A 25,963-nucleotide genomic window follows, 5' to 3' on the forward strand; every position below is an offset into this window, starting at 1 on the left:
CGGTGACGCATCGAACCACTGAAAGGTGACCGCGAACGCGCCCGGTCACCTTTCCCCCGGACCGTCCGTCATGCCGGCGACCAACACTCACTCACGAAGGGTTGCCGACGATGAGCAGGACGAATGTCCACGGAACGGTCGCGGACGGCTTCGAGCCGGTGCGCGAAGCGTTCGCCGAGGTGGCCGCCGAGCAGGACGGGCAGGTGGGCGCGCAACTGACGGCCTACGCGCACGGCCGGCGGGTGGTCGACCTGTGGGCCGGAGACGAGGTGAGCGGCGACACGCTGACCGGCGTCTACTCCTCCACCAAGGGTGCCGCGACGCTGGTGGCGGCGTTGCTGGTGCAGGAGGGGGTCCTCGGTCTCGACGAGCCGGTGGCCCGGCACTGGCCGGAGTTCGCCGCCGCCGGCAAGGACGGGATCACGCTGCGGGACGTGCTGACCCACCGCTCCGGCGTCATCGGCGTCGACGGCGGGCTGTCGGCCGCCGAGCTGGCCAACGACGCGGTGATCGCGCGCCGGCTGGCCGGGCAGCGGCCGTACTGGAAGCCGGGCTCGGCCTACGGCTACGGCGGGTTCGTCTCGTTCGCCATGGTGAACGAGGTGATCCGGCGGGTGACCGGCCGGTCGCTGCAGCAGGTCTTCGACGAGCGCATCCGCGTCCCGTACGGGCTGGACCTCTACCTGGGGCTGCCTGAGGCCGAGGAGCGCCGCTTCCGGCCGATCCGGTGGTGGACGGCCACTCCGGAGCAGGAGGCCGCGTTCTGGTCGAACGTGCCCGGCCCGCACAGCATCCTCGGCGTCGGGTACGGGCTCAACAGCACGCCCCCGCTGGACCAGGTGGCCTTCGTCAACACCCGCGCCGTCCGCGCCGGCGGCCAGGCGTCGGCCGGCGGGGTGGGCAGCGCCCGCGGCCTGGCCGGCCTGTACGCGGCGGCCGTATGGGGCATCGACGGCCACCCTCCGCTGCTCAAGCCGGACACCGTCGGTGAGTTCTCCATGCTGCACTCCACCGGCGGCGACCTGGTCCGCGGCGAGCAGGGCAACTACGCGCTCGGCTTCCAGGCCAAGGGCCTGCGTTACCCGTTCCTCAGCGCGAACGCCTTCGGCCACGACGGTTCGGCGGGCTCGGAGTCCTTCGCCGACCCGCGCAGCGGCATCGCCTTCGGCTACACCCGCCGCCGCTTCGGCTTCGGCTGGTCCTACCCCGAGCACGACCGGCTGGCCGCCGTGGTGCACGACGCCGCGGCGCGCCACCGCGCCACCACCTCCTGAGGACCTCATATGAGTACACACACCGCACCCCGTCCTGAGCGAAGCGGCCTCGCTCTCCTGGTGATCGCCGCCGCGCAACTGCTGATGGTGATGGACGGCACCATCGTGACCGCGGGCCTGCCCGTCATCGGAGCCGGCCTGCGCATCGACGAGGCGGACCTGGACTGGGTCCTCACCGCCTACGCCCTGGCCTTCGGCGGTCTGCTGCTGGCCGGCGGCCGGGCCGGTGACCTGTTCGGCCGGCGCAGGCTGTTCCGCGCCGGACTGACCGTCTTCCTGGCCGCGGTCCTGCTCCTGCGGCCGCGGCCCGTCAGCCGGAGTGCCGAGCCTCTCGGCAGCACCCCTCGCTGACCTCCCTCGACCCGCCGGTCACGTTCGGCCCGCGGGATCCGTCATAGCGGCGGAACACCGTTGAACCAGAAAGGAAACCCCATCACCATGACCAGCACCGAGCAGCAGCACCGCCAGTCGCGCCTGTCCAACCCCGCCGTGCTCGTCCCCGAGCTGAAGGAGATCGCCGGAGCCCTGTTCAAGGCGACGGGGAACGGCTCCGTCCCGGAGGTCACCATCAGCCTGCTCCAGCTGCGCGCCGGGCAGATCGTCGGCAACACGTACCTGACGGTCCTGCACACCGGCAGCCTCCGCAAGGCGGGGGAGAGCGAGGAGCGCATCACCGCTGTGGCGTCCTGGCAGGACGCCCCCTACTTCACCGAGGCCGAGCGCGTCGCGCTCGCTCTGGTGGAGGCCGTCCTCACCGCGAACCCGGCCGGCGAGCGCGTCTCCGACGAGCTGTACGAGCGGGCGCGCGGGCACTACGACGAGAAGGCGCTCGCCACGCTCATCATGGCCATCGGCCAGGTCGGCTTCTTCACCCCCCTGGCCCTCATCGGCAAGCCGCTGGCCGGGGTGTCGCCGACGGAGCAGTGGAGGCAGTAGCCGGCGGACCCGCTCAGGGTGAGGACGCGGTGTCCGCGCCTCACCCTGAGCGCTTTCAGTGCTCGGACGCCTACCCGCCGAGCGTGACCAGTTCGACGTCCTCCAGGTATTCGGGGTCGGCGAGCAGGTCGACGTGGGTGATCCGGTCGTTCGCGATGGTGAAGGCGAAGACGACCCGTGGCCGTCCGCCGGGCGCCCACACCAGCCCCGGTGCCCCGTCGATCAAGGCGAGCTCGGCGGCCTGAGCCCGGCCGGCGAAGGTCTCGGCCACGCCGTCCGCCCCTCGTACCAGCCTCGACGCGCCGGAGAGCACGGCGGTACGGTCCGCGCTGATCTCCACGTCGGGGTCGAGCAGCGCGAGCAGGGCCGCGAAGTCACCGTCACGGGACGCGGCCCGGAAGGCGGCGACGATCTCCCGCTGCCTGACGGAGTCGGTCCCGGCCTCCGGGGCCGAGGGGTGCTGTACGCGCCGGCGGGCGCGGCTGGCCAGTTGCCGGGCCGCGGCCGGCGAACGGTTCACGATCAACGCGATCTCGCCGAACGGCACGGCGAACATGTCGTGCAGGACGAACGCGATCCGTTCCGCCGGCGCGAGCAGGTCGAGCACCACCAGCAGAGCCAGGCCGACCGAATCGGCGACGACCACCTCGTGCTCCGGATCGTCCGCCTCGCGAAGGCCGGCCACCGGGTCCGCGCCGGAGACGCGTAGCGGCTCCTCGCGCCGCGTCCGTCGATCGCGGAGCATGCTCAGCGCCACCCGTGCGACGATCGTGGTGAGCCAGCCCGGCACGTTCCGCACGTCCTCCGCGCCGGCGCGGCTGAGGCGCAGCCAGGCCTCCTGGAGCGCGTCGTCGGCCTCGCTCGCCGAGCCGAGCAGCCGGTAGGCCACCGCCCACAGATGGTCGCGATGCTGCTGGAACCAACCGGCCAGCAGGTCCTTCTCCTCCATGACGCCGTCCCTCTCGTGCTGTCTGTAACAGATGACGGAAACGACCGCACAGATGTGACAGGCGGCGCGCTGTCACAACCTCCCCTCGCGGCGCGTCATCAGGGCGGAAGTCCAGCCGATACAGCGGAGAAACACATGCAGACACGGATGAAGAATCCCGCCGCCGTCCTGCCTACAGCGATGGCGCCCATCCAGGAGCTCTTCAAGGCCGCCCGTACGGGCGGCGTGCCGGAGACCACGCTGGGGCTGGTGCACCTGCGCGCCAGCCAGATCAACGGTTGCGGCCCCTGCGTGGAGTCGGGGGTCCGCAGCGCCAGGAAGAGCGGCGAGAGCGACGAGCGGACGGGGCTGGTCGTCGCCTGGCGGGAGACGCCGTACTTCACCGACGCCGAACGGGCCGCGCTGGCCCTCACCGAGGCCGCCACGCGGCTCGCCGACCGCAGCGACCCGGTCCCCGATGACATCTGGGACGAGGCGGCCCGGCACTACGACGAGGCGGGACTGGCCGCGATCATCCTGATGGTCGCGGTCACGAACCTGTCGAACCGGCTCAACGTCACCACCCGGCAGCTCGCCGGTCAGAAGTGGGGCTGAGTCGCATGGCGCACACGACGGAGGGCTCATGACCGTACGTACCTGGCCGCGACGGCTCGCCACAGTTCTCTACTGGTATCTGGCCGCCTCGTTCTTCATCGGCTTCGTCACCAAGTTCTGGCCCGGGCCGACCTTCTTCGGTCCGGCCTACGCGGAGAAGTTCGTCGACTGGGGTTGGCCGCCGTGGATGCGGTTCGTGGTCGGCGCCCTGGAGCTCGTCTTCGGGCTGATGATGCTCGTCCCGCGGCGGCGGGTCAGGTTCATCGGCGCGGCGGGGCTGGTGTTCGTGCTGATCGGCGCGGTGACGACCCACCTCATCGACGTCGCCCCCTTGTAGGAGGAGGTGTCGGCGCCGCTGCACCTGATCATCATGATCGGCGTGGCGCTGGCGAACTGGCCGGCGGACTGGCGGGACCTTCTCCACCCCCTCGACGACCGGAGCGTCCGCGCGGAGCCGAGCCCGTCGGTGAGACGCGCGTCGACCGTTCGGTAGAGAAACCGGCATGGCCGTGATCAAGCACGTGATCATGGCCATGCCGTGCAAGCCTGCCATGCGCAACACTGTGGCCCGGGCCTCCGCATGGTCTTCAGCGGAGGCCCGGGCCACAGTGCCGACTTCTCAGCTGGTCACCGGTGCGGCGCTTCCGCCGTGGGAGGGTTGGAGGTCGACGATGACCTCGTAGATGCTGGGCCGCGCGGTGATGTGCAGGCCGGGGTCATTGAGCAGCCGCTGGGCGCTCTCCTGCCATTCGGGTCTGCCCAGCGCCTCTTCGAGCTGCCTGCCGCTCTCCCAGTGGGCCACGTTGACGAACCGCAGCTCGGCGTCGTCGATCATCGATCGGTGCAGCCGCGCCCCGACGAATCCCGGCTGCCTGGCCATGATCTCGGCGTTCTCCATCCACAGCGGCAGGAACGTCTCCGACTCCTCCACCGGGACGGTGAACGCGTTGATCATGGTGATCGGCTCGTCGACCGGCGTTTCGGTACGGGTGATCGGAACTTCATTCATGATTTCTCCTTTGTGGTCGGTGATAAGAGGGTCAGTTGGCCATGCCGAGGACCTGCTCGACCGTTTCCGGCCGGCCGAGCACCGCGAGCATGGCGTGGGCCACGTCCGCGCGTGAGACGTACCGGCCGCCCCGCACGTTCTGCCCCACCGCCGTCCGGTAGGCGCCGGTCACCGGCTTGTCGGTCAGCTGCACCGGCCTGAGCACCGTCCAGTCCAGGCCGCTGTCGCGCACGTCGTCCTCCATGACGGCTAGATCGAGGTACTGCGGACGGAGCGCGGCCTTGACGATCGGGTACACCAGGTAGCGCAGAAACGGCCCGTCGCCGGGGTCGTGCCGGGGCGGGTTGGGGCGGCCGGGAGAGGGGGTGGTGCCCACCGGGGCGGCGCTCACCACGATCAGCCGGCGGGTCCCGGCGGCCTGCATCGCCGCGAGAATCGCCTTGGTGCCCCTGGAGGCCACCCCGGCCGCGGCGTTGTTCGGCGGGCCGAGCGCCGACAGAACGGCGTCGGCCCCTTCGACGGCGGGCAGCAGCGTCGTGACGTCGGCCGTGGTCAGGTCGGCGGCACGCACGACGCGGACCGGTTTCCCGTCCAGCTTGGCCGGACTCCGTACGACGGCCGTGACGTCGTGCCCCTTGGCCAGAGCCTGGTCGAGCAGATGCCGGCCGACGCCGCCACTGGCGCCGAAGACGGTGATTTTCATGGACGAATTCCTCCGGGTTCGTGGGAAGGGGGTTGCCGAGGCAGGTGATCCCGGCTCGTGGGCGGCGGCCGGCGGGACAGCCTCGAAGACGCCCCCGTCGCTGACATATACGGACACCCACTTGCTCGCGTTCTGTCTTCACCTGTACGACGGCGCGGGCATGGCGAAGGTGACGACTCTCGAGAGCCGCTCCCGCGAGGCCGGCGCCCGAGCCCGTTCCGTCGCCTCCATGACCCGGCGCGCGGCGGAAATGTGACAGCCGGAGCTGTCACATTCTTCGGGGCTCCGGAGTCATGGTCATGACCAGCGGACGGCCGTTGGTGTGACCCGAGAGGAGTACGCCTTGTCCCATGGTCATTGAACGGCCTCAAGTCGTGTTGCGAGCATCCGGCTGGCCACGCACCGGCGGCTGGGATGATCGGCCTGGACCTGGGCGTCGCCGAACCTGGAGCGCGCCGGCAGCAGCCAGGTTGTGAGTCCCGGTGGTCAATGGCCAGGCAATTCCGGCGCGGTCTCGGCGCGGCGGGCGGCGTCCTGGTTGGGATGCTCCGGCGCGCCGGCGACGAACCGCTGGTTGCCCTCCAGCGGCATCGCCAAGGCATCATCGGGCTTTAGCGCAGCATCTCGGTCATGACCGCACGCTACCGGGACTGCTGAACCGGCTCCGCGCAGACGCCCCGCCAGCATCTCGGAGATCACGTGGCCAGGCCGACTTCACAAACGTCGACCTGGCCGCCTGATCGCCCGGCCAGCTCACCGGTCCCACAGGTGCCGGCCGAGTCGGCCACACTCACATGCCACAGGGCGACTTGATGATCGTCCGCAGTGATGTCGCTGAACCGAGGCTGCTCCCGTGAAGCGGCGGTGGCACTGGCGCGTGGGATTCCATCACGATAGGACCTTGAATGTCGAAAGACGTCGATCCCACCCCGTTGGCTGGAGTCGGTGGCCGCCGGGGCGGCAGCCTGTCACCCATGATTGCTCGTGACATCGACCGGATCGACCACTCCGTCCTCTACACCACCGACATGGACGCCACCGCGGCGGCCTACGAGGCGCTGGGCTTCACGCTCAGCCCACTGTCCATGCACATGGGCTCTGACCGCCCCGGCGGCGAGCGAAGGCCGATGGGTGCCGGCAACCGATGCGCCCTGTTCGGCCGGACCTACCTGGAATTGCTCGGCCTGTACGGGGACGGCTCGGTCGACCCCTGGAACATCCGCCCGCTCATCGCCCAGTACGAGGGCCTGCACGGGTACTCCTTCGGCTGCACGGACATCGAAACCGCCGAAAAGCGCCTGCGAGCGGTCGGCTTGTCCTCCTCCGGTGTGCTGCCGCTGCAGCGGGATGTGGATACCTCTGACGGTGTGGAGAGCGCCCGCTTTCAGGCGGTCCACCTCGACCGGGCGCTCACCCCCGAAGGGCTGATCCACGCCGCGTACCACCTGACCCCTGAACTGATCCACCAGCCGCGCTACCTGGAGCACGCCAACGGCGCCACCGGCCTGTACAGCGTGCTGCTCGTGGTGGACGACGCCGACCTGGAGCCCACCGTCGCCCGCTACGCCCTCATCCTGGACACCGAACCGGTGACCGAGGGACCAGTGCACGTGCTGCCGCTGCCGCTGGGCCGGGTGGAGGTCGTCACGGTGTCCGCCTTCCGCGCGATGATGCCCGGCGAGCCGGTGCCCGCATTGCCGTACATGGCCGGGCAAGCCGTGTCGGTACGTGACATGCAGGCGGCCCGCGAGCTGGTGGAGGGCAACGGGTTCACCACAAGGGACATGCCCGGCGGATTCTTCGTCGGGGCCGCCCAGGCCCGCGGCGCCGCGCTGGCCTTCCTGGAGATGTGACCGGTGAGTGACCTGATCCAAGCACCCGCCGGGACGCTGCGCGGCGTCCCCGCGGGCGGCGCGGTCACCGCCTTCCTCGGCATCCCCTATGCTCGCGCCGAGCGGTTCGCCGCGCCGCGGCCGACGCGGTGGAACGGCGTGCTGGATGCCGTCCGACCGGGCTTGGCGGCCCCGCAGCCGCGCACGTCCCGGCTCGAAGGCGCCCTCGGCCCCGGCAGCGAACTTCGCCAGGGTGAGGCCTGCCTGTCACTCAATGCGTGGGCACCGGGCGGCAGCGGGCTGCCGGTCCTGGTGTGGCTGCACGGTGGCGGCTTCCTGACCGGTTCCGGCGCCCAAGCCTGGTACGACGGCGCGCTGCTGGCCGAACGCGGCCGGATGGTGGTCGTCACCGTCAACTACCGGCTGGGAGCCCTTGGCTACCTGTACCTGACGCCGCAGTTCGCCCCGGCCAACCTCGGGCTGCTCGACCAGATCGCCGCCCTGCGCTGGGTGGGGGAGAACATTTCGGCGTTCGGCGGTGACCCGGCTCGCATCACGCTGGCCGGCCAGTCCGCCGGAGCGCTGTCCGCGCTGGCCCTGCCCGGCCATTCCGCGGGCCGTGACCTGTTCCGGCAAGTCATCCTGCAAAGCACACCGGCCGGCGTACGGCCGTACGGCATCGGCGAGGCCGCCGAGATCGGGCAGATTTTCCTGGACGTCCTCAATCTGCGCCCGGGTGACGCCGAACGGCTGCGCACCCTACCGCTCGCCGACCTGCTCGCCGGCCAGGAGCAGATCGCCCGCCGCATCGCGCAGCCCACGGGGGTGACGCCGCCCTTCCAACTGATCGCCGCCGACGGCGTGCCGGCCGACCTGCTCGCCGGTCCCCAGGAGGGGGTGCCCATGCTGATCGGCACCACCCAGGACGAGGCTCGGGCCTTCTTCCCTCAAGCTGAGGCCGAGCTCACCGCGCGGCTGTTCCGCGACGGCAGCCTGCGCCTGGCCGGGCGAGCCCGCTCGGCCCACCTCTACCAGTTCGACTGGTCACCGCCAGGCAGCCCGTTCGGTGCCTGCCACTGCATCGAACTGCCGTTCGTCTTCGGCAATCTGCCCGCCTGGCATGCCTCCCCGATGCTGGCCGGCGCCGAACCTGCGCAGCTTGAGCAGCTCGTGGCGCACGTGCAAGACGCCTGGACGGCTTTCGTCCACGACGGCTCGCCCGGCTGGCCCGCCTTCCCTCACGTCGAGCACATCACGCTGACCTGACCACGGTGATCGCCCCGGTCCTGGACAAGCTCGATCGCGCCATCGTCCACGCCCTGCACGTGGACGGCCGCGCCCCCTTCAGCCGTATCGCGTCGGTGTTGAAGGTGTCCGACCAGACAGTGGCACGCCGCTACCACAGGCTCCGCTCCGCAGGGCTGCTGAAGGTGATCGGTCAGGTCCAGGCGCGACGGCTGGGCTGGGCGGAGTGGTTCGTCCGAATCCAGGTCGTACCTGACGCGGCCGTCCCCATCGCCGAGGCGCTGGCCCGCCGAGCGGACACCTCCTGGGTCAGCCTCACCTCCGGCGGCACCCAGATCGTCTGCGTGGTGCGGGCACGCAGCTTCCGTGAGCGCGATGCGCTGCTGCTGGGCCAGTTGCCCCGCACACCGCGGGTGGTCGGGGTGACGGCGCACTGCCTGCTGCGGGTCTTCGCTGGCGGCCCCACCGGCTGGCACGGCAGAGCCGACTCGCTCACGTGCGAGCAGATCGCCACGCTCGCCCCGCAGCACGCACCAGGGGCTCAGCAGGAGCGGGTCGTCTTGGACGAAGGCGATGAGCATCTGCTGGGGGTCCTGGCTCGGGACGGTCGCGCCGGATATCCGGAGCTCGCCCGTGCCACCGGATGGTCTCCGGCAACAGCCCAGCGCAGGCTGGGCCACCTGCGCGACTGCGGCGTGCTGTTCTTCGACGTGGACATCGACCCTCTGCTCCTGGGCTTCGAGATGGTCGCGATCCTCTGGCTGACCGTCGAGCCCTCCGCCCTGCGCCGCACGGCCCAGGCGGTGGCCGCGCATCCTGAGGTCGCTTTTGCCGCCGCCACCACCGGCCCGACCAACCTGCTGATGTTCGTCGCCTGCCGCGACGCCGATGCGCTCTACGGCTACCTCGAGGGCGGCATCGGCAGCCTGCCGGGAGTTCGGCACATCGAAAGCGCCCCGGTCATCCGAGACAGCAAACGAGCCGGCACAGCCAGAGCAGGAACGTAGCCAGCGGCACGGGCCCACAGAACGTCGCTATCCAGTCCAGGTCGCTCATGTACGTGATATTTGACGATTATCACGTACATGAGCGATCACAGCGGTACGGCGACCAGGAGAACCCTCCGCCGGAACGGTACGCGACTCCGGCACGTTATCCGGTACATCGTCGGAGGCGGCGCTCCAGCCACCTCGCGCGCCGGGCGGCCGGCATGAGCACGACGCCGAAGATCGCTGCCTGCGCGGGGAGCACGTCACCCTGGCCCGCGGCGACCGACGCCTTTCTCGCGATCCCGCGCACGGCCAACCCGAACACTCACCGCGCCTACGCGTCGGCAATCGATCGCGTCATCGCGCTGCTCGGGCGTGACCGACGTCGACGAGAGCCGCGCCGTGGCCAAGACGACCACGCCGGGCTTCGTCCGCGCCGGATGGACATGATCGTCGGGGTCTGGCAGGCTGGTGCCGACACATCAACACAAAGCTTGTCAGCGCCCGGTCGGTCGGTGGAGTGCGCTGGCGTGCTCGCTTGGTTGCGGCACGACCAGTCACGCCTCCACAAGGGATCGCGGTCGTGTACGCGCCGAGCCGTACACGAAAGGGCAAGTATGTCCACCGACCAGTTCGGGCTCGCCGAAGGCGCCTACGTCCCCGATCCCGACCGGGATACGACCCTGCTCCTGGACGCGTTCTACGAGCATCTCGCCGCGACCCTGCGTGATCGCGCACTGCCCGGCGATCTCGTGACCGCCATGCGGACACGGCAGGGCGAACTCGAAGCGGCCCAACAGTCCCTGATCGTCGATGAGCCCGCCCGCCACAACCTGCGCATGACCCTGGCCCTGGTGGCCGCCTACGCGTTGCTCCTGCCCAGGTTGGGCCGTGAGACGGCCGTCGCCGTCGTACGCGCGTCGTTCATCGAACCGCTCGGCGACGCCATGAAGGAGGGCACCCAGGCGGTGCTGGACAACGCGCCGGACGCCTTCGCCGCCATGGTGGAGCTCAGCAGGTCACGCGAGGAGTACGCGTTCGGGAAGGGATTCATCTTCGACCGGACCGTCGACGACGACGAGCGCTACCACCTCGACGTGCGCCGGTGCTTCTACCACGACGTTCTGGCCGCCAACTCGGCACCGGAGCTGACCCCGGTCATGTGCGCGTTCGACGCCAACTGGATCGAGGCCATCGCGCCCGACCGGCACGGCTTCCGGTTCGACCGCCGCACCACCATCGGAACGGGCGGCACGCACTGCCCCTTCCACTTCAGCCGGAACCCCAGCCGGAACGAGGAAACGGGCTGACGCTCTGACGGTCACCCCGGCCCGGGGGCTTCTTCGCGGTCACGACGGAGCCCCCACGCCCCCGGCGGAGAACGTCCCCCAGGTCAGGGAAGGCGGATGACCGGCTCCGTCGTACCGGCTCGGCGGTATTTGGGCAGACCATCACCAAGGCCTGAACTCGCCCGTAGTTAGGCTCCCACGTCACCGGACAGCGTAATCGTCACTCCTCATGACCGAGCCCATGTGTGCGGGCGGCCGGGATCAGCCGGCACGCCTGCGGGACAGGAAAGAACATGATCCGAGTACGCTTCGCCGGGAGCCTTCTGATCGCCGGCATGGTGGCCGCGTCCGGCGCGTGCGCGCCCCCTGCGAAGCGTGCGACCGGCCAGGTGCCAGCGGTGGCCACCACGAGTTCGCCGCCTCCGTCCGAGACGCTGTCGCCTCTGCTTGAGCAGGCGCTTCCCGATGTCAAGGGCAAGACGTTCACCTCGGCGATCGTGACCTTCCCGTCCGCCGCACGTGCGGCGCCGCACCGGCACGGCAGGGCCTTCGTCTACGCCTACGTGCTGGAGGGGGTGCTGCGCAGCCGGCTCGAGGGCGAGCCGGTGCGTACGTACCGCCAAGGCGAGAACTGGGTCGAGCAGCCGGGCGCCCACCACGTGCTCACCGAGAACACCAGCGGGGCGCGACCGGCGAAACTGCTGGTCGTCTTCATCTCCGACACCGGAGACGAGCTCAAGATCGACGATCGGCCGCGTTAGGGCCGTCGGCCGGCCGAGACGGCGCGTGCGCCCCCGCATCGAGTCACCACCGCCGGCCTGCGACCAAGGTCGCACATCGGAAACTGACGACCAGGTGAAAGGCGGGACCCATGTTCCCGGAGACCCGCGCCGCCGCGGCGGCGCTGTCGGTGGCCACCCGTTTCTACTCGCCCGCGCTGCTGAACCACTGCGTCCGCTCCTACCTGTGGGGGACGCAGTACGCCACAGCGCACGGGATCGCCGTCGACGACGAGCTCTTCTACGTCTCGGCGCTGCTCCACGACATCGCCCTGACGGATGCCTTCGACAGTCACAGGCTGCCGTTCGAGGAGGCGGGCGGGCAGTTGGCCTGGGTCTTCGGCATGGCCGCCGGCTGGCAGGAGGAGCGGGCCGCCAGGGCCACCGAGATCATCACGTTGCACATGCGTGACGACGTCCCCCCGGACATCGATCCCGAGTCGCACGTGTTGCAGGTCGCCACAAGCTGGGAGGTGGTCGGACGGCGGCCGGAGGAGTTCTCGCCGGACGCCAGGGCGGAGATGCTCGCCCGCCATCCCCGGCTGGGATTCGGTGAGGAGTTCCTGGCGTGCTTCGAGGACCAGGCGAGGCGCAAGCCGGACAGCGCCGCCGCCGCATCGGTCAGGAACGACGCCGCGGGCCGGATCGCCGCCAATCCTCTCGAAGTCTCCCCGTCCGCCTGACCGCCCCGGCGGCGAACGCCGCCCTTGAAGGCGTTGACCGGCTCCTTCGGTGACCGATCCCTCCCGTACGTGGTCGGGGCGGCGTGCGCGACGGGGTGCAGCGGGCCTTTCGCTCAGGAGTCAAGTACGGCGGCGACTGCTTCGATCTCAACGAGCTGGTCGGCATGGCCAAGCACGGTGACTCCGAACAAGGTGCTGGGTACGTCATGGTCACCGAACGTGTCCCGGACCACCTGCCAGGCAGCCACCAGATCCTCCCGCCTGGTGGAGGCGACGAGAACCCTTGTGCTGATGACGTCCTGCAATGATGCGCCAGAGGCAGTGAGAGCCACCAGCATGTTCTCGATGGCTTTCGCTGCTTGCCCGGCGTAATTCCCGATTGCTGCCGTCGACCCGTCCTCGTTCAGAGGACACGCGCCGGCGAGGAAGATGAGTCGTGACTCGGCGGGCGCCGTGGCCGCGTGAGCGTACTGGGCGACGTCAGACAGAGCAGCGGCGCGGATCAGAGTAATGGCGCTGGGCATGGCCATTCAGTCCTTTCACATCCGGTACAGACCGATCATCCTGACATGGGCATCCTGATTGCCGCCTCCTATTTCCGCAGGCCAAGCTGCCTGTACAACAGTCCCGGCCCACCGGACATGGTGGCTTGCGTGCCCGATGGGATGGGGAACCAGGGGAACAGCGGGGAGTCGATCAGTGGGCTGAGCCGCGTCGGCGCTGGTGGAGCTGGGTCGGCAGGTATCTCGCAAGCAGGTGACAGTACGGCGGACGGCTCTGAACGATCCCGGTCATCGTCTGGAGACCTTGCTCGGGACCGCCCGACATATGCAAAGATCACCTACTCGAACAGGTGAGAGCGGGGGAGAGGCTGACATGCGCGTCGGTGGAGTGAGGCAGGTACGGAACGCGCTGGTCGCCGGCGCGGTCGTTGTCTCGGCGTTCGGGCCCCAGCCCGCTACGGCGAGCGCCGCCCCTGCGGTGCCCGAGTCGGTCGCCGCGGATCCGGCCTGCTCGGGCGGTGTCCTGAACGCCGTCGCCGACGGGGGTGCGAAGGGCGACGGGCAGGTCGACGACACCGGCAGCGTGCAGAAGGCCATCATCACGGCGTACGCCTCGGGGCGATGCCTCTATCTGCCGGGTGGGGTCTACCGGATCACCGGCGGCCTCGACTGGAGCAAGCCCGCCTCGATCCTCGGCGACCCCGCCGCGCCCGCGATCCTGCGCAGCACGGCCAACGTGGCCCTCGCCGACACCGCGTACGCCAACCGATGGGAGCGTACGCCCGTGCTGGACAACGTGGTGTTCGACGGGGTGCGGGTGGACGTCAACGGCCCGTACAAGACCGGGCCGGTCATCCGGCGGAGCGTGTTCGTCAACCGCGTCGGCGACGGGGAGGCACCGGTCGCGGGGGACCAGCAGCAGACGACCCTCGCCCAGGTCGCCGTCGGGCTCACCAACGTGGTCGGAGCGCAGGTCCAGGACTCGATCTTCCTGTCCGACCGACGCGTGGACGGCGGCGCCCCGCTGTTCACCTACCGCACCCGCGACCTGACGATCAGCGGCAACGTCCTGGGCGCCGACCTGTCCTCGACGGCATGGCTGAGCACCTGGGCCGGCGGACGCTCCTGGTCCCAGGCCCCGGCGACGCGCCTGGCCGAGGTACGCCGCCGTACCGGCCTGCCCGCCGCCCTCGGCCACATCCAGCGCGGCATCAGCATCAAGGGCGACATCAACGCGACCGTCTCCGGCAACATCGTCAACCGCGACCCGCGCAGCCGGGCCAGAAGCGACCACGCCATGTACGCCTGGGGCTTCAGCGGCCTGCGGATCACCGGCAACTGGGTGCGCGGCTGGCCGCAGAACGCCACCGGCGGGCTCAAGGTGCGCAACGGCACCGGCGCGACCATCGCCGGCAACCTCCTGTACGGCACCGCGCTACTGCTCTACACCTACGACGTGACCAACGCCCCCAAGGTCTTCCAGGACGTCGTCGTCTGCGGCAACGTCTACGACATCCGCACGGTCACGCCCGCCGCCGACCACAGCGGGATCATGTACTGGCGCAACTTCCCGGGCACCGGGGCCGAGCGGGCGATCGCCGTCTTCGGCAACCGCTTCCTCGACCCGCTCGCCGGAACCAAGGGCCGCCCCGACGTCTCCCAGGTCGCCGGCGACACCGCGGCCTTCACCGCGTCCGGCAACACCTACGCCGACGGACGCGCCGTGCCGGTCGTCGGCATGCGCAACGCCGCCCCCACGGCCGGCCAGCGCGCCCGCTGCGCCGGCAGCACCGTTCCCACCCTCTCCATCCCGGGCTACCAGGGGTAGCGGTCATGCCCGGAGCATGAGCGCTGGTCTGGTGCCGACGCGAAGTCGGCGCCAAGAGCGGTCAGTGAGCTGGTCCTGCTCCCTCGGCAGGTCATCCACTGTTACCAGGAGCGTCGGCTGTTCCGGGCCGGCCGGCGACTCGCCGCCGGTGCGGAGATGGTCACGGGTACCCCGGAGGGCGTCTGAGCCCCCGTGATACGCCTGAGTTCGGGCTCGCCCGAATGGACCTGGCTGGTCTGCGGGACGATTCCGGCGTCGGCCATCAGCCGGTTCATGTCACGGCGCTGGTTGGGCAGGACCAGGGTGACGACGCTGCCGGACTCCCCGGCGCGGGCGGTGCGGCCGCCGCGGTGCAGGTAGTCCTTGTGGTCGTTCGGCGGGTCCACGTTGACGACGAGGTCGAGGTTGTCGACGTGGATGCCGCGGGCCGCGACGTTCGTCGCCACCAGCACCGTGACGTGGCCGGTCTTGAACTGAGCGAGGGTGCGGGTGCGCTGGGACTGCGACTTGCCCCCGTGAAGCGCGGCGGCGCGTACGCCGCTGTTCAGCAGATGGTCGGTCAGCCGGTCCACGGCGTGCTTGGTGTCCAGGAACATGATCACCCGGCCGTCGCGGGCAGCGATCTCCACAGTGGTGGCCTGCTTGTCCGGACCTTGGACATGCAGCACGTGGTGCTCCATGTTGGTGACCGCGCCCGCCGCGGGGTCGACCGAATGGACCACCGGGTCCGTCAGGTAGCGGCGGACCAGCAGATCGACGTTGCGATCCAGAGTGGCGGAGAACAGCATCCGCTGGCCGCCAGGGCGCACCTGGTCGAGCAGGTGGGTGATCTGCGGCATGAAGCCCATGTCGGCCATCTGGTCGGCCTCGTCCAGCACGGTGATGCCGACCTGGTCAAGGCGGCAGTCGCCGCGCTCGATGAGGTCTCTGAGCCGGCCCGGGGTCGCAACGACGACCTCGGCGCCGCTGCGCAGCGCGTTGGCCTGCTGGCTGATCGACATGCCGCCGACGACGGTGGCCAGGCGCAGCTTCAGCGATCGGGCGTACGGGGTGAGCGCGGCGGTGACCTGCTGGGCCAGTTCCCGTGTGGGGACGAGGATCAGGGCAAGCGGCTGCCGCGATTCGGCACGCTGTCCGGAGGTGCGGACGAGCAGAGCCAGGCCGAAGGCGAGTGTCTTGCCTGACCCGGTGCGTCCCCGCCCCAGGACGTCCCGGCCGGCCAGGGAGTTCGGCAGCGTGGCCGCCTGGATCGGGAACGGCTGGTTCACGCCCAGGCTGGTGAGCACCTTCAGCAGAGCGAGCGGCATGTCGAGTTCAGCGAAGGTCGTGGCTGCCGGCAGGGCCGGGGTGACCGTGACCGGCAGCGCGAACTCTGCCTGGCGTGCGGCGGGACGCCGCCCGTAGCCGGGACGGCTGGGCGCGCCCGACCGGGCCTGCGCCGGCGAGCCGGATCGGCCACCTCTGCCGGGGTTGAAGGAGCCGCCCGTACGAGTCGGGGCGTAGCGGTCGTGCGAGCGAGTCGCATGGTTCATGCAGAACCTTCCTGATGCGGCGCGTGTCACGCGGTTCTCTGCGCGGATGAGCGGCGCGAGAATGGCGGGCGCGGGCCGAAAGAACGGGTCGAGCCGGCGGAGAAACAGCCTGGACTCGTACGTTGAAATGGTTGGCATTCGCCGGGGACAACGGCGGCTGTGATTCCGGGCCATGAGGGCTGGACCAGGCTTGCGCCCGAACAGGAGCCATGAATGGTGCATCCGGTGCGCGGCGGAAGAACAGACCTGTCGTTCCTCTCGGGGAGCGAGGGTGGAACGGCATGTCGGGTGCCACAAAAGCAGCGCGCCGGGGCTTGCGCCCTACGGCGCGGGCCCCGGCGGCGTGGTGCGTCAGCGTCAGGCAGGAACGATGTTCTCCGCCTGCGGCCCCTTCTGGCCCTGCGTGACGTCGAAGTTCACCTTCTGGCCTTCCTGGAGCTCGCGGTAGCCCTGGGCGGCGATGTTCGAGTAGTGGGCGAAGACGTCAGCGCCGCCGCCGTCCTGCTCGATGAAACCGAAACCCTTTTCCGCGTTGAACCACTTCACGGTACCAGCAGCCATTTTGCATCTCCTTCGGGTGATATCCGTAAGGCTCACTCTGTGCAAGCCTTGCGTCGCCGCGATGATTACCCGTCCGGAAAAGCGCCGGCAATACAAAGTGCCGCCACCGGTAAAGGACGCCGGTGAGGGCACCTGAAGTGTTTGGGAACCACAACTGCAACCGAGAACGACAGTATCACAGTGCGCGTTTTCGAGGAGAGCGGGGGGTCGAATTCTGCTGGTTATGCCATGAAATCTGGCCGCGCGCCGCTTTGATTTCTGTACTTGCGGCAATAGATATTCGCTGCCGCGGGCCCTGCCTTCGGAGCGGGCGGGCCGCATGCTTCCCGGCAGCTCACGGTCGTCCTGGCCCGTCTCCGCTGAAGCACGCCATGTCCGCGGAGGGAATTTCCGCATCAGGCCATGTGCGTGAGCGGATGGCTCGTCAACGGCATGTTGAGAGTCATGTCAAACCGAGCGAAGCTCGTTTTATCCCTCGGAGGGATTTGTCGGGACGTCCTCGCCCGGCGGCCCGAACAGAGGTGGACTCGCCACCGGGACGCCATGGGCCGTCAGGGATGAAGGCGGGGCCGGCCTCGATGTGAGACCTCATCGTGCGGTCGACGAGGCGGTCGCCAACGTTCTCCCTGAACGCCGCGGCCGCGACAGCGGCAGCGTTCCCGCTGGTCAACGACCGCTCCGAAAGACTGCCGCGCCCGTCAGCGCAAGGATGGGATCGGCCGGGCAGCCGAAGTATCAGCATCACGATGAACTGCCCGGAGCAAGCTGAAGCAGAAGTTGATGGCAGAAGGTCGGACGTGAGGGGCCAGCGCAGTGGTTAGGGGCCCTGATCGTGGACGCGCTGCCGGAGGTGAAGTTGGACAGTGGTCCGGAAGATAGAGATGAAGGGAGTGTTGAACACCATCGGGATCGCCCGTCGCAGGCTGAGTCTCGCCGCTCGGGTACCGCAGTTCCACAGATAGGAAGGTGGTCTTCGGTCACGCATCCGCGATCCCCGCATCGCCGCCGGACAGTACGGCGGGTGCGGACAAGGGTAAGCCGCCCATCGGGCCGGCAGATGATGGATGGTGTTTGAACTCTTCGGGGCCCCGGCGCGACAGGCGCCGGGGGCCCCTGTGCGTCAACGGAAAGGAATGCATGGATCAACGTCGCTCGGCTGCCGGCGGCGACACGCTCGCTCACGGCAGGACTGCGGACACGGCCAGGTCCAAGGCTGGATTCAGGGCCGAGAACCGGTTCGAGGATCGGTTCGACGATGAGAACTACCCCGCCTACAGCATGGGCGCGGCCGCGGAGATGCTCGGTGTCAGCCCCACGTTCCTGCGGGCTCTGGGCGCCGCCAAACTGATCGAGCCGGAGCGCTCCAGCGGCGGCCACCGCCGCTACTCCCGCTGCCAGCTGCGCCTGGCCGCCCGCGCCCGGGAGCTCGTCGACCAGGGGACGCCCGTGGAGGCCGCCTGCCGGATCATCATCTTGGAAGACCAGCTCGCGGCGGCGCTGCGCATCAACAACGCGCGCGACCGCCCGGCCGGACCCTAGCACCGGCGATGCCGAGACCCGGCAGCGCGAGACTGACCGGGTCCTGGCGTGCAGCAGGTGCTGCCGCGCCACCGACGTCAACCCTGGCTGGGGCCGGTACCCGGACGGTGCTCACTGTCAGGGGGTGAGGCGGCAGCTGGTGACCCAGAGGCCGGGGATGACCTCGGCGTCGTTCACCCAGGTGAAGCCGTACCCCTCGTAGAGCCGCCGGGCGGGTGTGTTGTCCCGCCCGGTGGAGACCAGCACCGTACGGCCACCAGCGCCGTCGAAGGCGCCGACCCAGGTGAGCGGCGCGGGGAGCAGGTCGGCGAGGGGCTCGTGCAGGGGCGGGATACGGTCATCGCCGATGAGGACGGCTTCTACGGCGTAGGCGGGCCCGCTGCAGGTCGAGCAGACGCTGATCGGGCGCGACGTCGATGACGTGCACAAGGTCACCCTAGGCGGGCGGCGATTCCTCTGTCCGGTTGCCGAACGTCGAGCGCCGCCTGGTCGCAGGTGGAGGTGCGGCGGAAGAGGTCGACCGGGAAGGCGCGGCGGACTGTCTCCTCGGCGCAGGTGCCGGCCGGAGCCGCAGGGGTGAGTCGAGCCGGTCTCAGGAGCCAGTCCGGGGCTGCTTGATCCCTCGTAGGACGGAGGGAGGAGTTCGCCCGTCCCGGCGATGTCCGTACGGGCGTGGAAACCCAGGATGGGGGAGGTCGTCACCGCTATGGAGTCAACGAGATGAACCCCCGTTTCGCCTTCGTCGCCGCCCCTGTGCTCACCTTCGCCTACGGCGTGATCCGGATCCTGGACGGTCTGGACGGCAGCCGCGGTCCCGGCCTGGCCTGGACGAGCGGGCATCTGGCGTTCATCGGCGCGCTGGCGTTCTTCGCCGTGGCCTTTCACGAGATGCGCAGGCTGGCCGGTGGTGGCCGCCTGGCGACCGGGCTGGCCGTCGCCGGGCAGGTCGGCGTCGCCACGTTGATCGTCCAGTTCGTCATCGACATCGTGGTGGGGTTCGGCTCGGCCGGCCATGCCGCGATGGGGGTGCTGTTCGACCAAAGGACCTCATGCCGCTGGGCGCCGCCTGCCCGCTGGTCTCGTTCCTGGCGCTGGCCCGTGCGTCCCGCCTGACGGACGACCCGCGGCGCGCGGCCGCGACCGCCGTACCGGTCTCTGTGTGATCAAGGGAGAGCGGCGGCCGGCGATCCGGATGAGCGGGGTGGTCATCTGCCCCGGAAGGATTGGCGGTAGGCCGAAGGCGGAACTCCGATGACGGCGGCGAGGTGCTGGCGGAGGGCGGCGGCGGTGCCGAAGCCCGCATGGGCGGCGACCTGGTCGACCGGCAGATCGGTGGTCTCCAGCAGTTGCCGTGCGCGCTCGACCCGCTGCCGGGTGAGCCACTGGCCGGGCGGCATGCCCGTCTCGTCACGGAAGCGCCGGCAGAACGTGCGGACGCTCATGCCGGCATTGTCCGCCAGCTCGGCCAGAGTCAACGGCCGATGCAGCTCACGCAGGGCCCACGATCGCGTGGCGGCCGTGGTGGCGGCCGACTGCTCCGGGACCGGCCGGTCGATGTACTGGGCCTGGCCCCCTTCCCGCCACGGAGGCACCACGCAGAGCCTGGCCACCCGGTTGGCGATCTCACTGCCGTGGTCACGGCGTACCAGATGCAGGCAGAGATCGATGCCGGCGGCGACCCCCGCCGCCGTGAGGATCTGCCCTCCGTCGACGAACAGGACGTTCGCATCCACCTGGACCTGCGGGAAGGACCGCTGGAAGTGGTCGGCCTCGTTCCAGTGGGTGGTGGCGGGCCGCCCGTCGAGCAGTCCCGCGGCGGCGAGAACGTACGAAGCAGTGCAGATCGAGACGAGGCGCGCGTCGGCCGGCACGAGGGCGAGAGCTTCGCGCAGCCCGTCGGGCAGCCAGTCCCTTTCCTCGTCGGGGCCGCAGGTGAACGGCGGGATGACCAGAGTGTCCGCCGACCGCAGCGCCTCGCTCCCGTGGGCCACGGAAATGGTGAAGTCGGCGCTCGTGGTGACCGGCCCACCGTCCAGCCTCGCCCCCGGCGACGAGGTGTTCGGCCTGCCGCGTCACCCGCTCCCGGCGGGCACCTACGCCGAGTACGTGACCTCCCCGGCCCGGCACCTGGTCCGCAAGCCCGAGGCGCTGACCCACGAGCAGGCCGCGGCGCTGCCGCTCGCCGCGCTCACCGCCTGGCAGGCCCTGGTGGACGTCGCCCAGGTGCGGATGGGACAGCGGGTGCTGATCCACGCGGCGGCGGGCGGCGTCGGGCACCTCGCCGTCCAGATCGCCAAGGCCCGTGGCGCCCAGGTGATCGGCACCGCCCGTACGGCCAAGCACGCGTTCCTGCGCGGCCTCGGCGCGGACGAACTCATCGACTACACCGAGGCCGACTTCGAGACGGCCATCGAACCGGTGGACGCCGTCATCGACACCATCGGCGGCTCCTACGGGCCACGCTCGCTGCGTGCCCTGCGTCCGGGTGGCGTCCTGGTCTCACTCGCCTCCCCTGGCGAGGCCTACTTGGCCGATGAAGCCGCCACCCTCGGCCTGCGTGCCGCCTTCATGATCGTGGAAGCCGACCAGGCGGGCATGCGGGAGATCGCCGCGCTGGTGGCGTCGGACCGGCTTCGTCCCGAGATCGACACAGTGCTCCCGCTCGACCAGGCGGCCAAGGCTCACGAACTCGCCGACAGCCGCCGTACCACGGGCAAGATCGTCCTGTCCGTCGCGAGCTGAGACCAGGGAGATTCCACGATGACCACCTTCGTCCTCATCCCCGGCGCCTGGCACGGCGCCTGGACCTTCGAACCGCTGGCCCGGCAGCTGCGCGCGCACGGACACCAGGCCTACCCGCTGACCCTCACCGGTGTAGGAGACCGCAGGCACCTGCTGACCGCCACGGTCAACCTCGACACCCACATCGACGACGTCGTCAATCTCATGACGGACGAACAGATCACCGACGCCGTGCTGGTCGGCCACAGCTATGGCGGGATGGTGATCACAGGCGCCGCCGACCGCGTCCCGGAGCGCGTGGCGGGGCTGGTCTACGTGGACGCCATGGTCCCGCAGAATGGAGACTCGTGCTGGTCGCTGGTGAGCGACCGGGAACGCGGCTGGTACCTCGACAGTGCGGGCGAGACCGGTTACACCAGCGCGCCGCTGCCCTTCTTCGATCCACGGGCGACTCCGCACCCCTTGGCCTCCCTGCTCCAGGCCATCCGGCTGGAGGGCGGCCTTGACCGCTACCGCAGCAGGGACTACGTCTACGCCACCGGCTGGGACGGCCGGTCCCCGTTCACGGCTACGCACGAACGACTGCTCGACGACCCCGCCTGGCGCACGCACGCAGTGGCCTCGGGCCACAACGTGATGCGAGACGCCCCCGGCGACCTGCTGAGAATCCTCCTGGAGGCGGCGGCCGACCACTCGGACCGGCAGCGGGCAGGGACGGCCTGACCGGCGGCCTGCTACCGGGCGAAGCGGTGCCGTTCCTGCCGGACGCCACCCTGCGGCTGTTCGGCGCGATGGTGAGGGGTTTGGTGTTGCCGTCGGCTCTGAGGACGGCCGTGCCGGGGACGACTCAGAGAGGAAGGGCACGGAGTCGGGACATGTCGTCGAGCGGCTCCGGCGTGACCTGTACGCCCAGGTAGGTAGGGTGTGTGCGGCGTTGGGGGACGTAAGAGGGGGACCGGTGTCGGAGTCGTTCGGCAGTCTGCTGCGGAGCCGTCGGCAGGCCGCCAGGCTCACCATCGAGGAGCTCTCCGACGCCTCGGGCGTCAGCGTACGGGCCATCAGCGACATGGAGCGCGGAATCAGCCGGAGCCCGCAACGGCGTACCGTCGAAGCGCTGGCCGAGGCGCTCCCGCTCGACGACGCGCAGCGGGCGGCCCTGACGGAGGCGGCGCGGGCAGGACGGCTGCGCCGGGACGCCCCGGCGCGGGGCGCGTGTGAGCTGCCCCGCGGAGTGGGCGACTTCACCGGGCGGACCCGGGAACTGCGCACGTTGCGCGACCTGGCGGCCCGTGCCGGGGGCGAGGAGGCCGCCGGCGAGCCGGCCACGGGGGCGGCCGTCGTGGCGGCGGTCTCCGGCGCCGCGGGGATCGGCAAGACGGCGCTGGCGGTGCGTGCCGGTGGGCAGCTGGCGGATCTGTTCCCCGACGGCTGCTTCTACCTGGATCTGCGCGGCATGGACCCGGTCCCGCTGGACTCGGGGACCGCGTTGTCGCGGCTGCTCAACGCGTTGGGTGTGGCCGAGAGGCTCATCCTCGTCTCCGAGGAGGACCGCGCGGGCCACTATCGGGCCCTGCTGCGCGAACGACGGTGCCTGATCATCCTGGACAACGCCGCCCACGAGAGCCAGGTGCGTCCGCTGCTGCCCTCGGCAGGTCCGGTGATGACACTGATCACCAGCCGTCGGCCGCTGGCCGGGCTGGAGGGCGTGCACCAGCTCCCGCTGGCACATCTGGCCGCCGATGAGGCTGCCGCGCTCCTACGTTCGATCGTCGGCGCCGAACGTGCCGAGGCCGATCCTGACGGCGTGGCGCGCGTGGCGAGCTTGTGCGGGAACCTGCCGCTGGCGCTGCGTATCGCGGGCAACCGGCTGCAGAGCAGGCCCGGCTGGACGGCCGGGCACCTGGCCGAGCGGCTCGGCGACGAGGGACGGCGGGTGGAGTCCCTGTCCGCGGGTGACCTTTCCGTGGCCGCCGCCTTCGCGCTGTCCTACCGGCAGCTCTCCGCGCCCGCGCGGCAGAGCTTCCGTCGCCTGGCGCTGGCGGCGGCGCCGGATTTCGGGGTCCCGATGACCGCGGTCCTCGCCGAACTCGGCCTGGCCGACGCCGAGGACGCCCTGGAGGAACTGGTCGATCTCGGCCTGCTGCTGTCGCCGTTCCCCGGGCGTTACCGCTTCCACGACCTGGTGCGGCTGTTCGCCCGCGCCCGGCTGTCGCAGGAGGAGCCGATCGAGGCCCAGCGGCGGGCGCGGCGGCGGATGGACGACTGGCTGCTGGAGGTCGCGACGGTCGCCGGGCGCTGGTTCGAGCCCGACTACGGGGCGCCGCCGCCGGACTGGAGCTCGCTGGTCGAGCTGGACGATCAGCGGCAGGCCCGGGAATGGCTCATGGCGGAGGGCGAGGCGTGGTTCGCGGCGCTGCGTACGGCGGCCGGCCTCGGCGAGCACGCCCGCGTGGTCGAGGTCGCCGAGGCCATGCACTGGTTCTCCGACCAGTGGATGCACTGGGAGCACTGGCCCGAGATCTTCGGCCTGTCCGCAGCCGCCGCCCGCGCGATGGGCGACGGCAAGCAGGAAGCGGTCCACCTCAACTATCTGTCCTGGGCGCGTACCCACTGCCAGGCCCGCTACGACGAGGCGGAGGCGACCGCACTGCGCGCGCTGGAGCTGGCCCGAGGTGTCGGCGACGTGCGGCAGCAGGGCTGGGCGCTGATCTACGCGACCTGGGCGCTGTGGGGCCGCGCCGATCGGGTGAGCGACGAGACCGCGCTGGGTTACACCCGGCAGGCGGCGGAGTTCTTCTTGGAGGCCGGGGACAGGGAAGGTTACGCGCAGGCGTTGATCGGTGCGGGGCACTGCCTGAACCGGTTGGGGAGGGTGGAGGAGGCAGTACGGCACAACCTGGCTCTGGTGGATCGGCTGCGCGATCCCGCCTTCGGCGGCTCTCCGGACCTCGTCGGTCAGGCTCTGGCGATGGTGCTGGACCAGGTGGGTGACGGCTACCGAGCCCTCGGACGCTGGCAGGAGGCCGCCGACCATTACCGTGAGGCGTTGCGGGAGATGCGCGTCCCGATCGGCCGGGCCGTGGCGACGTCGCTGACCAAACTGGGCCGCGCGCTGGTCGAGCTGGAGCAGGTGGAGGCCGCTCGCGAGGCGTTCAAGGAGGCGCTGGAGCTGTTCGAGGCCGCCGGCGACGCCGACCGGGCGGCCCAGGTGCTGACGGAGCTGGACGCGGTGATGCCCCTCACGGCTCCACAAAGCGCTGGATGAACGTCAGGGCGGTGCCGCAGACCTCGCGCCAGCCGCTGTCGACGGTCAGCGAGTGGCTCCGGCCGGGCAGCTCGATGATCTCGGTCAGGTGCTGCTCGTTGTGAGCCTGCCTCTCGTAGGAGGCGTGCGCGGCGGCCCATGGGACGATGCGATCCAGTTCCCCGGAGATGAGCAGCAGCGGTCCCCGGTCCTTGGCGGTGGCATCGTACTCGCTCCACGGTCCGAAGTCCGTGGCCGGCGCCTGGAGCGCCGGCACGACGAACGTCTCATACAGCCGCCTGGCCTCCTCCTCGCCGACCGCGTTGGCGAAGGCGTGGTGGAACCGCTCATAGGTGAGCGGTACGGTGCCGCTGCCGCGGGCCGGGGACCTCGGTGGCGGCAGCACCGGGGGGAAGGGCGACGGGCTGATGGCCACGGCGGCGCAGGCGAGGCCGCGTCCCGCGATGATCTGCGTCAGCAGGCCGCCGGCGCCATGGCCGACGACGGCGGGCCTGCGCTCCAGTGCGCCGATCAGGCCCGCGAAGTGGTCGGCCGCTTCGTCGGCGGGCCAGGCGGGGAGGATGGGCGCGAATCCCGCCTCCTCGAACACGTCGGCCCAGCGCTCCCAGCTTGAGGGAAGCAGCCACGCGCCGTGGACGAGCACGACGGGGATCCGGCCGCTGACGTTGGCGTGGCGGAGCTGGGCGAGGTCGGAAGTGGAGGGCATGAATCCGTCCTGTCATCGGGGGGTGGGTGCTGCCGCCGCTCGACGACGCCTGGCGCCGACCGCGTCGCCGGCGGCGAGCATGTTCAGTGCGATCGTCGCCAGGCGTCGTCGAAGCGGGCGGGATCAGCGGGTGGCGCGGGCGGCCTTGTCGATGATCTCGGCGGTCTTGTCCGGCTGGGAGACCGACACGGCGTGGGAGGCCGCGACCTCGACCGTCGACGCGTGGGCGCGCCGCGACATCCACCGTTGGGCAGCCGGCGGGATGTTCTTGTCGCCGGTGGCGATCAACGACCAGGCCGGGATGGTCTTCCAGGCTGCGTCCGTCGCCTTCTCCTCCAGCGCGGCGACCGCGACGGGCCGCTGGGAGGCCGCCATCGCCGCAGCCTTGCGAGCCGGTACGTCGGCGGCGAACTGCTCGCGGAACTTGTCCTGCTTGATCGTCAGCTCGACCGCCGTGCCTCCGCCCGGCAGTTGGTAGGTCCACTGCTGGGTGTTGGGCCCGAGGGTGCTGCCGGGGTATTTGTTCGACAGGGCCAGCGCGCTTTCACCCTTGTCCGGCAGGAACGCCGCGATGTAGACCAGTGCCTTGACCGAGGAGTTGCCTGCGGCGGCCTTGCTGATCACTGCGCCGCCGTAGGAGTGGCCGACGAGGACGACGGGGCCCTTGACGTTCTTGAGCACACTGGTGAGATAGGCGGCGTCCTCCGTCAGGCCGCGTAGCGGGTTCGCGGTGGCGAGCACCGGATAGCCGTCCCGCTTCAGCTTGGTGATCACGCCCTTCCAGCTGGAGGCGTCGGCGAAGGCGCCGTGCACCAGCACGATCGTCGGCTTGGAACGGTCGGCCGCCTCGGCGTGCGCGGGCGAGGGCGCCGCCAGCAGCGCGCCCACGGCGGTGGCCAGCCCGAGGGCGAGGGTCGCCTGGCGCCGAGCGCGGTTGACTGCGACATTGGTCATGATTTCTCCTTCAGGGTGTGCGGGATTTCCCCGTTTGGGCCGCGAGGCCAG

The 25,963-nt window shown here is 70.4% G+C and carries 29 protein-coding genes; 18 read left to right on the forward strand and 11 right to left on the reverse strand.

From position 1 onward, the window contains the following. Positions 1-110: 110 nt before the first annotated feature. The 3 genes from AB0C33_RS44770 (at position 111) to AB0C33_RS44780 (ending at position 2,210) form a co-directional block, all read left to right on the forward strand. Positions 111-1,274, forward strand: a complete 1,164-nt coding sequence (locus AB0C33_RS44770; RefSeq protein WP_358299823.1) for a serine hydrolase domain-containing protein — start codon at positions 111-113, stop codon at positions 1,272-1,274. 9 nt (positions 1,275-1,283) lie between these two features. Next, complete coding sequence (locus AB0C33_RS44775) at positions 1,284-1,625, forward strand: MFS transporter (RefSeq protein ID WP_358299826.1); 342 nt, start codon at positions 1,284-1,286, stop codon at positions 1,623-1,625. 87 nt (positions 1,626-1,712) lie between these two features. Continuing rightward, entirely contained in the window at positions 1,713-2,210 is a 498-nt protein-coding gene (locus tag AB0C33_RS44780; RefSeq protein WP_358299829.1) for a carboxymuconolactone decarboxylase family protein, read from the forward strand. 70 nt (positions 2,211-2,280) lie between these two features. Here the strand turns inward: AB0C33_RS44780 and AB0C33_RS44785 are convergent, their stop codons facing one another. After that, positions 2,281-3,159, reverse strand: a complete 879-nt coding sequence (locus tag AB0C33_RS44785) for a sigma-70 family RNA polymerase sigma factor (RefSeq protein WP_358299832.1) — start codon at positions 3,157-3,159, stop codon at positions 2,281-2,283. Between the two features lie 135 nt (positions 3,160-3,294). Here AB0C33_RS44785 and AB0C33_RS44790 point away from each other — a divergent pair, with 135 nt between their 5' ends. After that, complete coding sequence (locus tag AB0C33_RS44790; protein WP_358299835.1) at positions 3,295-3,753, forward strand: carboxymuconolactone decarboxylase family protein; 459 nt, start codon at positions 3,295-3,297, stop codon at positions 3,751-3,753. 28 nt (positions 3,754-3,781) lie between these two features. Then, on the forward strand, positions 3,782-4,090 hold the full coding sequence (locus tag AB0C33_RS44795) for a DoxX family protein (protein WP_358299838.1): 309 nt from the start codon (positions 3,782-3,784) through the stop codon (positions 4,088-4,090). Between the two features lie 282 nt (positions 4,091-4,372). On the opposite strand, the gene AB0C33_RS44800 is transcribed toward AB0C33_RS44795, so the two are convergent. Continuing rightward, positions 4,373-4,762, reverse strand: coding sequence for an antibiotic biosynthesis monooxygenase family protein (locus AB0C33_RS44800; RefSeq protein ID WP_358299841.1), 390 nt, complete (start codon positions 4,760-4,762; stop codon positions 4,373-4,375). A 31-nt stretch (positions 4,763-4,793) separates the two neighbouring features. Then, positions 4,794-5,465 (reverse strand): SDR family oxidoreductase, encoded by a 672-nt coding sequence (locus AB0C33_RS44805; protein ID WP_358299844.1) that lies wholly within the window; start codon positions 5,463-5,465, stop codon positions 4,794-4,796. Between AB0C33_RS44805 and AB0C33_RS44810 the strand changes: the two genes are divergently transcribed. Then, positions 5,464-5,721, forward strand: coding sequence for a hypothetical protein (locus AB0C33_RS44810; protein ID WP_358299847.1), 258 nt, complete (start codon positions 5,464-5,466; stop codon positions 5,719-5,721). The genes AB0C33_RS44805 and AB0C33_RS44810 overlap by 2 nt on opposite strands. Before the next feature lie 230 nt (positions 5,722-5,951). On the opposite strand, the gene AB0C33_RS44815 is transcribed toward AB0C33_RS44810, so the two are convergent. Continuing rightward, positions 5,952-6,164 carry a hypothetical protein gene (locus AB0C33_RS44815; RefSeq protein WP_358299849.1) on the reverse strand — a complete coding sequence of 71 codons (213 nt, stop codon included), beginning with the start codon at positions 6,162-6,164 and terminating at the stop codon, positions 5,952-5,954. 275 nt (positions 6,165-6,439) lie between these two features. Here AB0C33_RS44815 and AB0C33_RS44820 point away from each other — a divergent pair, with 275 nt between their 5' ends. The 6 genes from AB0C33_RS44820 (at position 6,440) to AB0C33_RS44845 (ending at position 12,282) form a co-directional block, all read left to right on the forward strand. Continuing rightward, positions 6,440-7,318: a VOC family protein gene (locus tag AB0C33_RS44820; RefSeq protein ID WP_358299852.1), complete on the forward strand. Its 879-nt coding sequence runs from the start codon at positions 6,440-6,442 to the stop codon at positions 7,316-7,318. A 3-nt stretch (positions 7,319-7,321) separates the two neighbouring features. After that, positions 7,322-8,563 (forward strand): carboxylesterase family protein, encoded by a 1,242-nt coding sequence (locus AB0C33_RS44825; RefSeq protein ID WP_358299855.1) that lies wholly within the window; start codon positions 7,322-7,324, stop codon positions 8,561-8,563. A 5-nt stretch (positions 8,564-8,568) separates the two neighbouring features. Then, positions 8,569-9,549, forward strand: coding sequence for an Lrp/AsnC family transcriptional regulator (locus AB0C33_RS44830; protein WP_358299858.1), 981 nt, complete (start codon positions 8,569-8,571; stop codon positions 9,547-9,549). A 599-nt stretch (positions 9,550-10,148) separates the two neighbouring features. Beyond that, positions 10,149-10,841 (forward strand): L-2-amino-thiazoline-4-carboxylic acid hydrolase, encoded by a 693-nt coding sequence (locus AB0C33_RS44835; RefSeq protein ID WP_358299861.1) that lies wholly within the window; start codon positions 10,149-10,151, stop codon positions 10,839-10,841. A gap of 272 nt (positions 10,842-11,113) precedes the next feature. Beyond that, positions 11,114-11,581: a cupin domain-containing protein gene (locus tag AB0C33_RS44840; protein ID WP_358299863.1), complete on the forward strand. Its 468-nt coding sequence runs from the start codon at positions 11,114-11,116 to the stop codon at positions 11,579-11,581. Between the two features lie 110 nt (positions 11,582-11,691). Further along, entirely contained in the window at positions 11,692-12,282 is a 591-nt protein-coding gene (locus AB0C33_RS44845; RefSeq protein ID WP_358299865.1) for an HD domain-containing protein, read from the forward strand. Positions 12,283-12,395: 113 nt separating this feature from the next. Here AB0C33_RS44845 and AB0C33_RS44850 read toward each other — a convergent pair whose 3' ends face one another. Further along, positions 12,396-12,806 carry a Rid family hydrolase gene (locus tag AB0C33_RS44850; protein ID WP_358299868.1) on the reverse strand — a complete coding sequence of 137 codons (411 nt, stop codon included), beginning with the start codon at positions 12,804-12,806 and terminating at the stop codon, positions 12,396-12,398. 352 nt (positions 12,807-13,158) lie between these two features. Here AB0C33_RS44850 and AB0C33_RS44855 point away from each other — a divergent pair, with 352 nt between their 5' ends. Further along, a complete protein-coding gene (locus AB0C33_RS44855) occupies positions 13,159-14,613 on the forward strand; it encodes a glycosyl hydrolase family 28-related protein (RefSeq protein WP_358299870.1) in 1,455 nt (484 codons plus the stop codon). A gap of 101 nt (positions 14,614-14,714) precedes the next feature. On the opposite strand, the gene AB0C33_RS44860 is transcribed toward AB0C33_RS44855, so the two are convergent. Together AB0C33_RS44860 and AB0C33_RS44865 are read right to left on the reverse strand one after the other, a co-directional pair. Then, positions 14,715-16,145, reverse strand: coding sequence for a DEAD/DEAH box helicase (locus tag AB0C33_RS44860; RefSeq protein WP_358299872.1), 1,431 nt, complete (start codon positions 16,143-16,145; stop codon positions 14,715-14,717). A gap of 357 nt (positions 16,146-16,502) precedes the next feature. Further along, a complete protein-coding gene (locus tag AB0C33_RS44865; RefSeq protein ID WP_358299875.1) occupies positions 16,503-16,706 on the reverse strand; it encodes a cold-shock protein in 204 nt (67 codons plus the stop codon). A gap of 1,137 nt (positions 16,707-17,843) precedes the next feature. Here AB0C33_RS44865 and AB0C33_RS44870 point away from each other — a divergent pair. After that, positions 17,844-18,245, forward strand: a complete 402-nt coding sequence (locus AB0C33_RS44870; RefSeq protein WP_358299878.1) for a helix-turn-helix domain-containing protein — start codon at positions 17,844-17,846, stop codon at positions 18,243-18,245. A 117-nt stretch (positions 18,246-18,362) separates the two neighbouring features. Here the strand turns inward: AB0C33_RS44870 and AB0C33_RS44875 are convergent, their stop codons facing one another. After that, positions 18,363-18,674, reverse strand: coding sequence for a hypothetical protein (locus AB0C33_RS44875; protein ID WP_358299881.1), 312 nt, complete (start codon positions 18,672-18,674; stop codon positions 18,363-18,365). A 291-nt stretch (positions 18,675-18,965) separates the two neighbouring features. Between AB0C33_RS44875 and AB0C33_RS44880 the strand changes: the two genes are divergently transcribed. Continuing rightward, positions 18,966-19,358: a hypothetical protein gene (locus AB0C33_RS44880; RefSeq protein ID WP_358299883.1), complete on the forward strand. Its 393-nt coding sequence runs from the start codon at positions 18,966-18,968 to the stop codon at positions 19,356-19,358. Between the two features lie 92 nt (positions 19,359-19,450). On the opposite strand, the gene AB0C33_RS44885 is transcribed toward AB0C33_RS44880, so the two are convergent. Continuing rightward, entirely contained in the window at positions 19,451-20,236 is a 786-nt protein-coding gene (locus AB0C33_RS44885; protein WP_358299886.1) for a helix-turn-helix domain-containing protein, read from the reverse strand. On the opposite strand from AB0C33_RS44885, the gene AB0C33_RS44890 reads away from it, so the two are divergent. From AB0C33_RS44890 to AB0C33_RS44900, 3 genes are all read left to right on the forward strand, one after another. Further along, a complete protein-coding gene (locus AB0C33_RS44890) occupies positions 20,190-20,987 on the forward strand; it encodes an NADP-dependent oxidoreductase (protein ID WP_358299889.1) in 798 nt (265 codons plus the stop codon). The two genes, AB0C33_RS44885 and AB0C33_RS44890, sit on opposite strands and share 47 nt — an antisense overlap. Before the next feature lie 18 nt (positions 20,988-21,005). Then, the gene (locus AB0C33_RS44895; RefSeq protein WP_358299892.1) at positions 21,006-21,710 is read left to right on the forward strand and encodes an alpha/beta hydrolase; all 705 of its coding nucleotides are present in this window, start codon (positions 21,006-21,008) and stop codon (positions 21,708-21,710) included. A 235-nt stretch (positions 21,711-21,945) separates the two neighbouring features. Then, on the forward strand, positions 21,946-24,252 hold the full coding sequence (locus tag AB0C33_RS44900; RefSeq protein WP_358299895.1) for a tetratricopeptide repeat protein: 2,307 nt from the start codon (positions 21,946-21,948) through the stop codon (positions 24,250-24,252). On the opposite strand, the gene AB0C33_RS44905 is transcribed toward AB0C33_RS44900, so the two are convergent. Both AB0C33_RS44905 and AB0C33_RS44910 read right to left on the reverse strand, forming a co-directional pair. Beyond that, positions 24,227-24,958 (reverse strand): alpha/beta hydrolase, encoded by a 732-nt coding sequence (locus AB0C33_RS44905; RefSeq protein WP_358299897.1) that lies wholly within the window; start codon positions 24,956-24,958, stop codon positions 24,227-24,229. The two genes, AB0C33_RS44900 and AB0C33_RS44905, sit on opposite strands and share 26 nt — an antisense overlap. Before the next feature lie 123 nt (positions 24,959-25,081). Next, positions 25,082-25,912: an alpha/beta hydrolase gene (locus AB0C33_RS44910; RefSeq protein WP_358299899.1), complete on the reverse strand. Its 831-nt coding sequence runs from the start codon at positions 25,910-25,912 to the stop codon at positions 25,082-25,084. Positions 25,913-25,963 lie beyond the last annotated feature (51 nt).

The organism is Nonomuraea sp. NPDC048881 (assembly GCF_040649795.1).
GTDB lineage: Bacteria > Actinomycetota > Actinomycetes > Streptosporangiales > Streptosporangiaceae > Nonomuraea.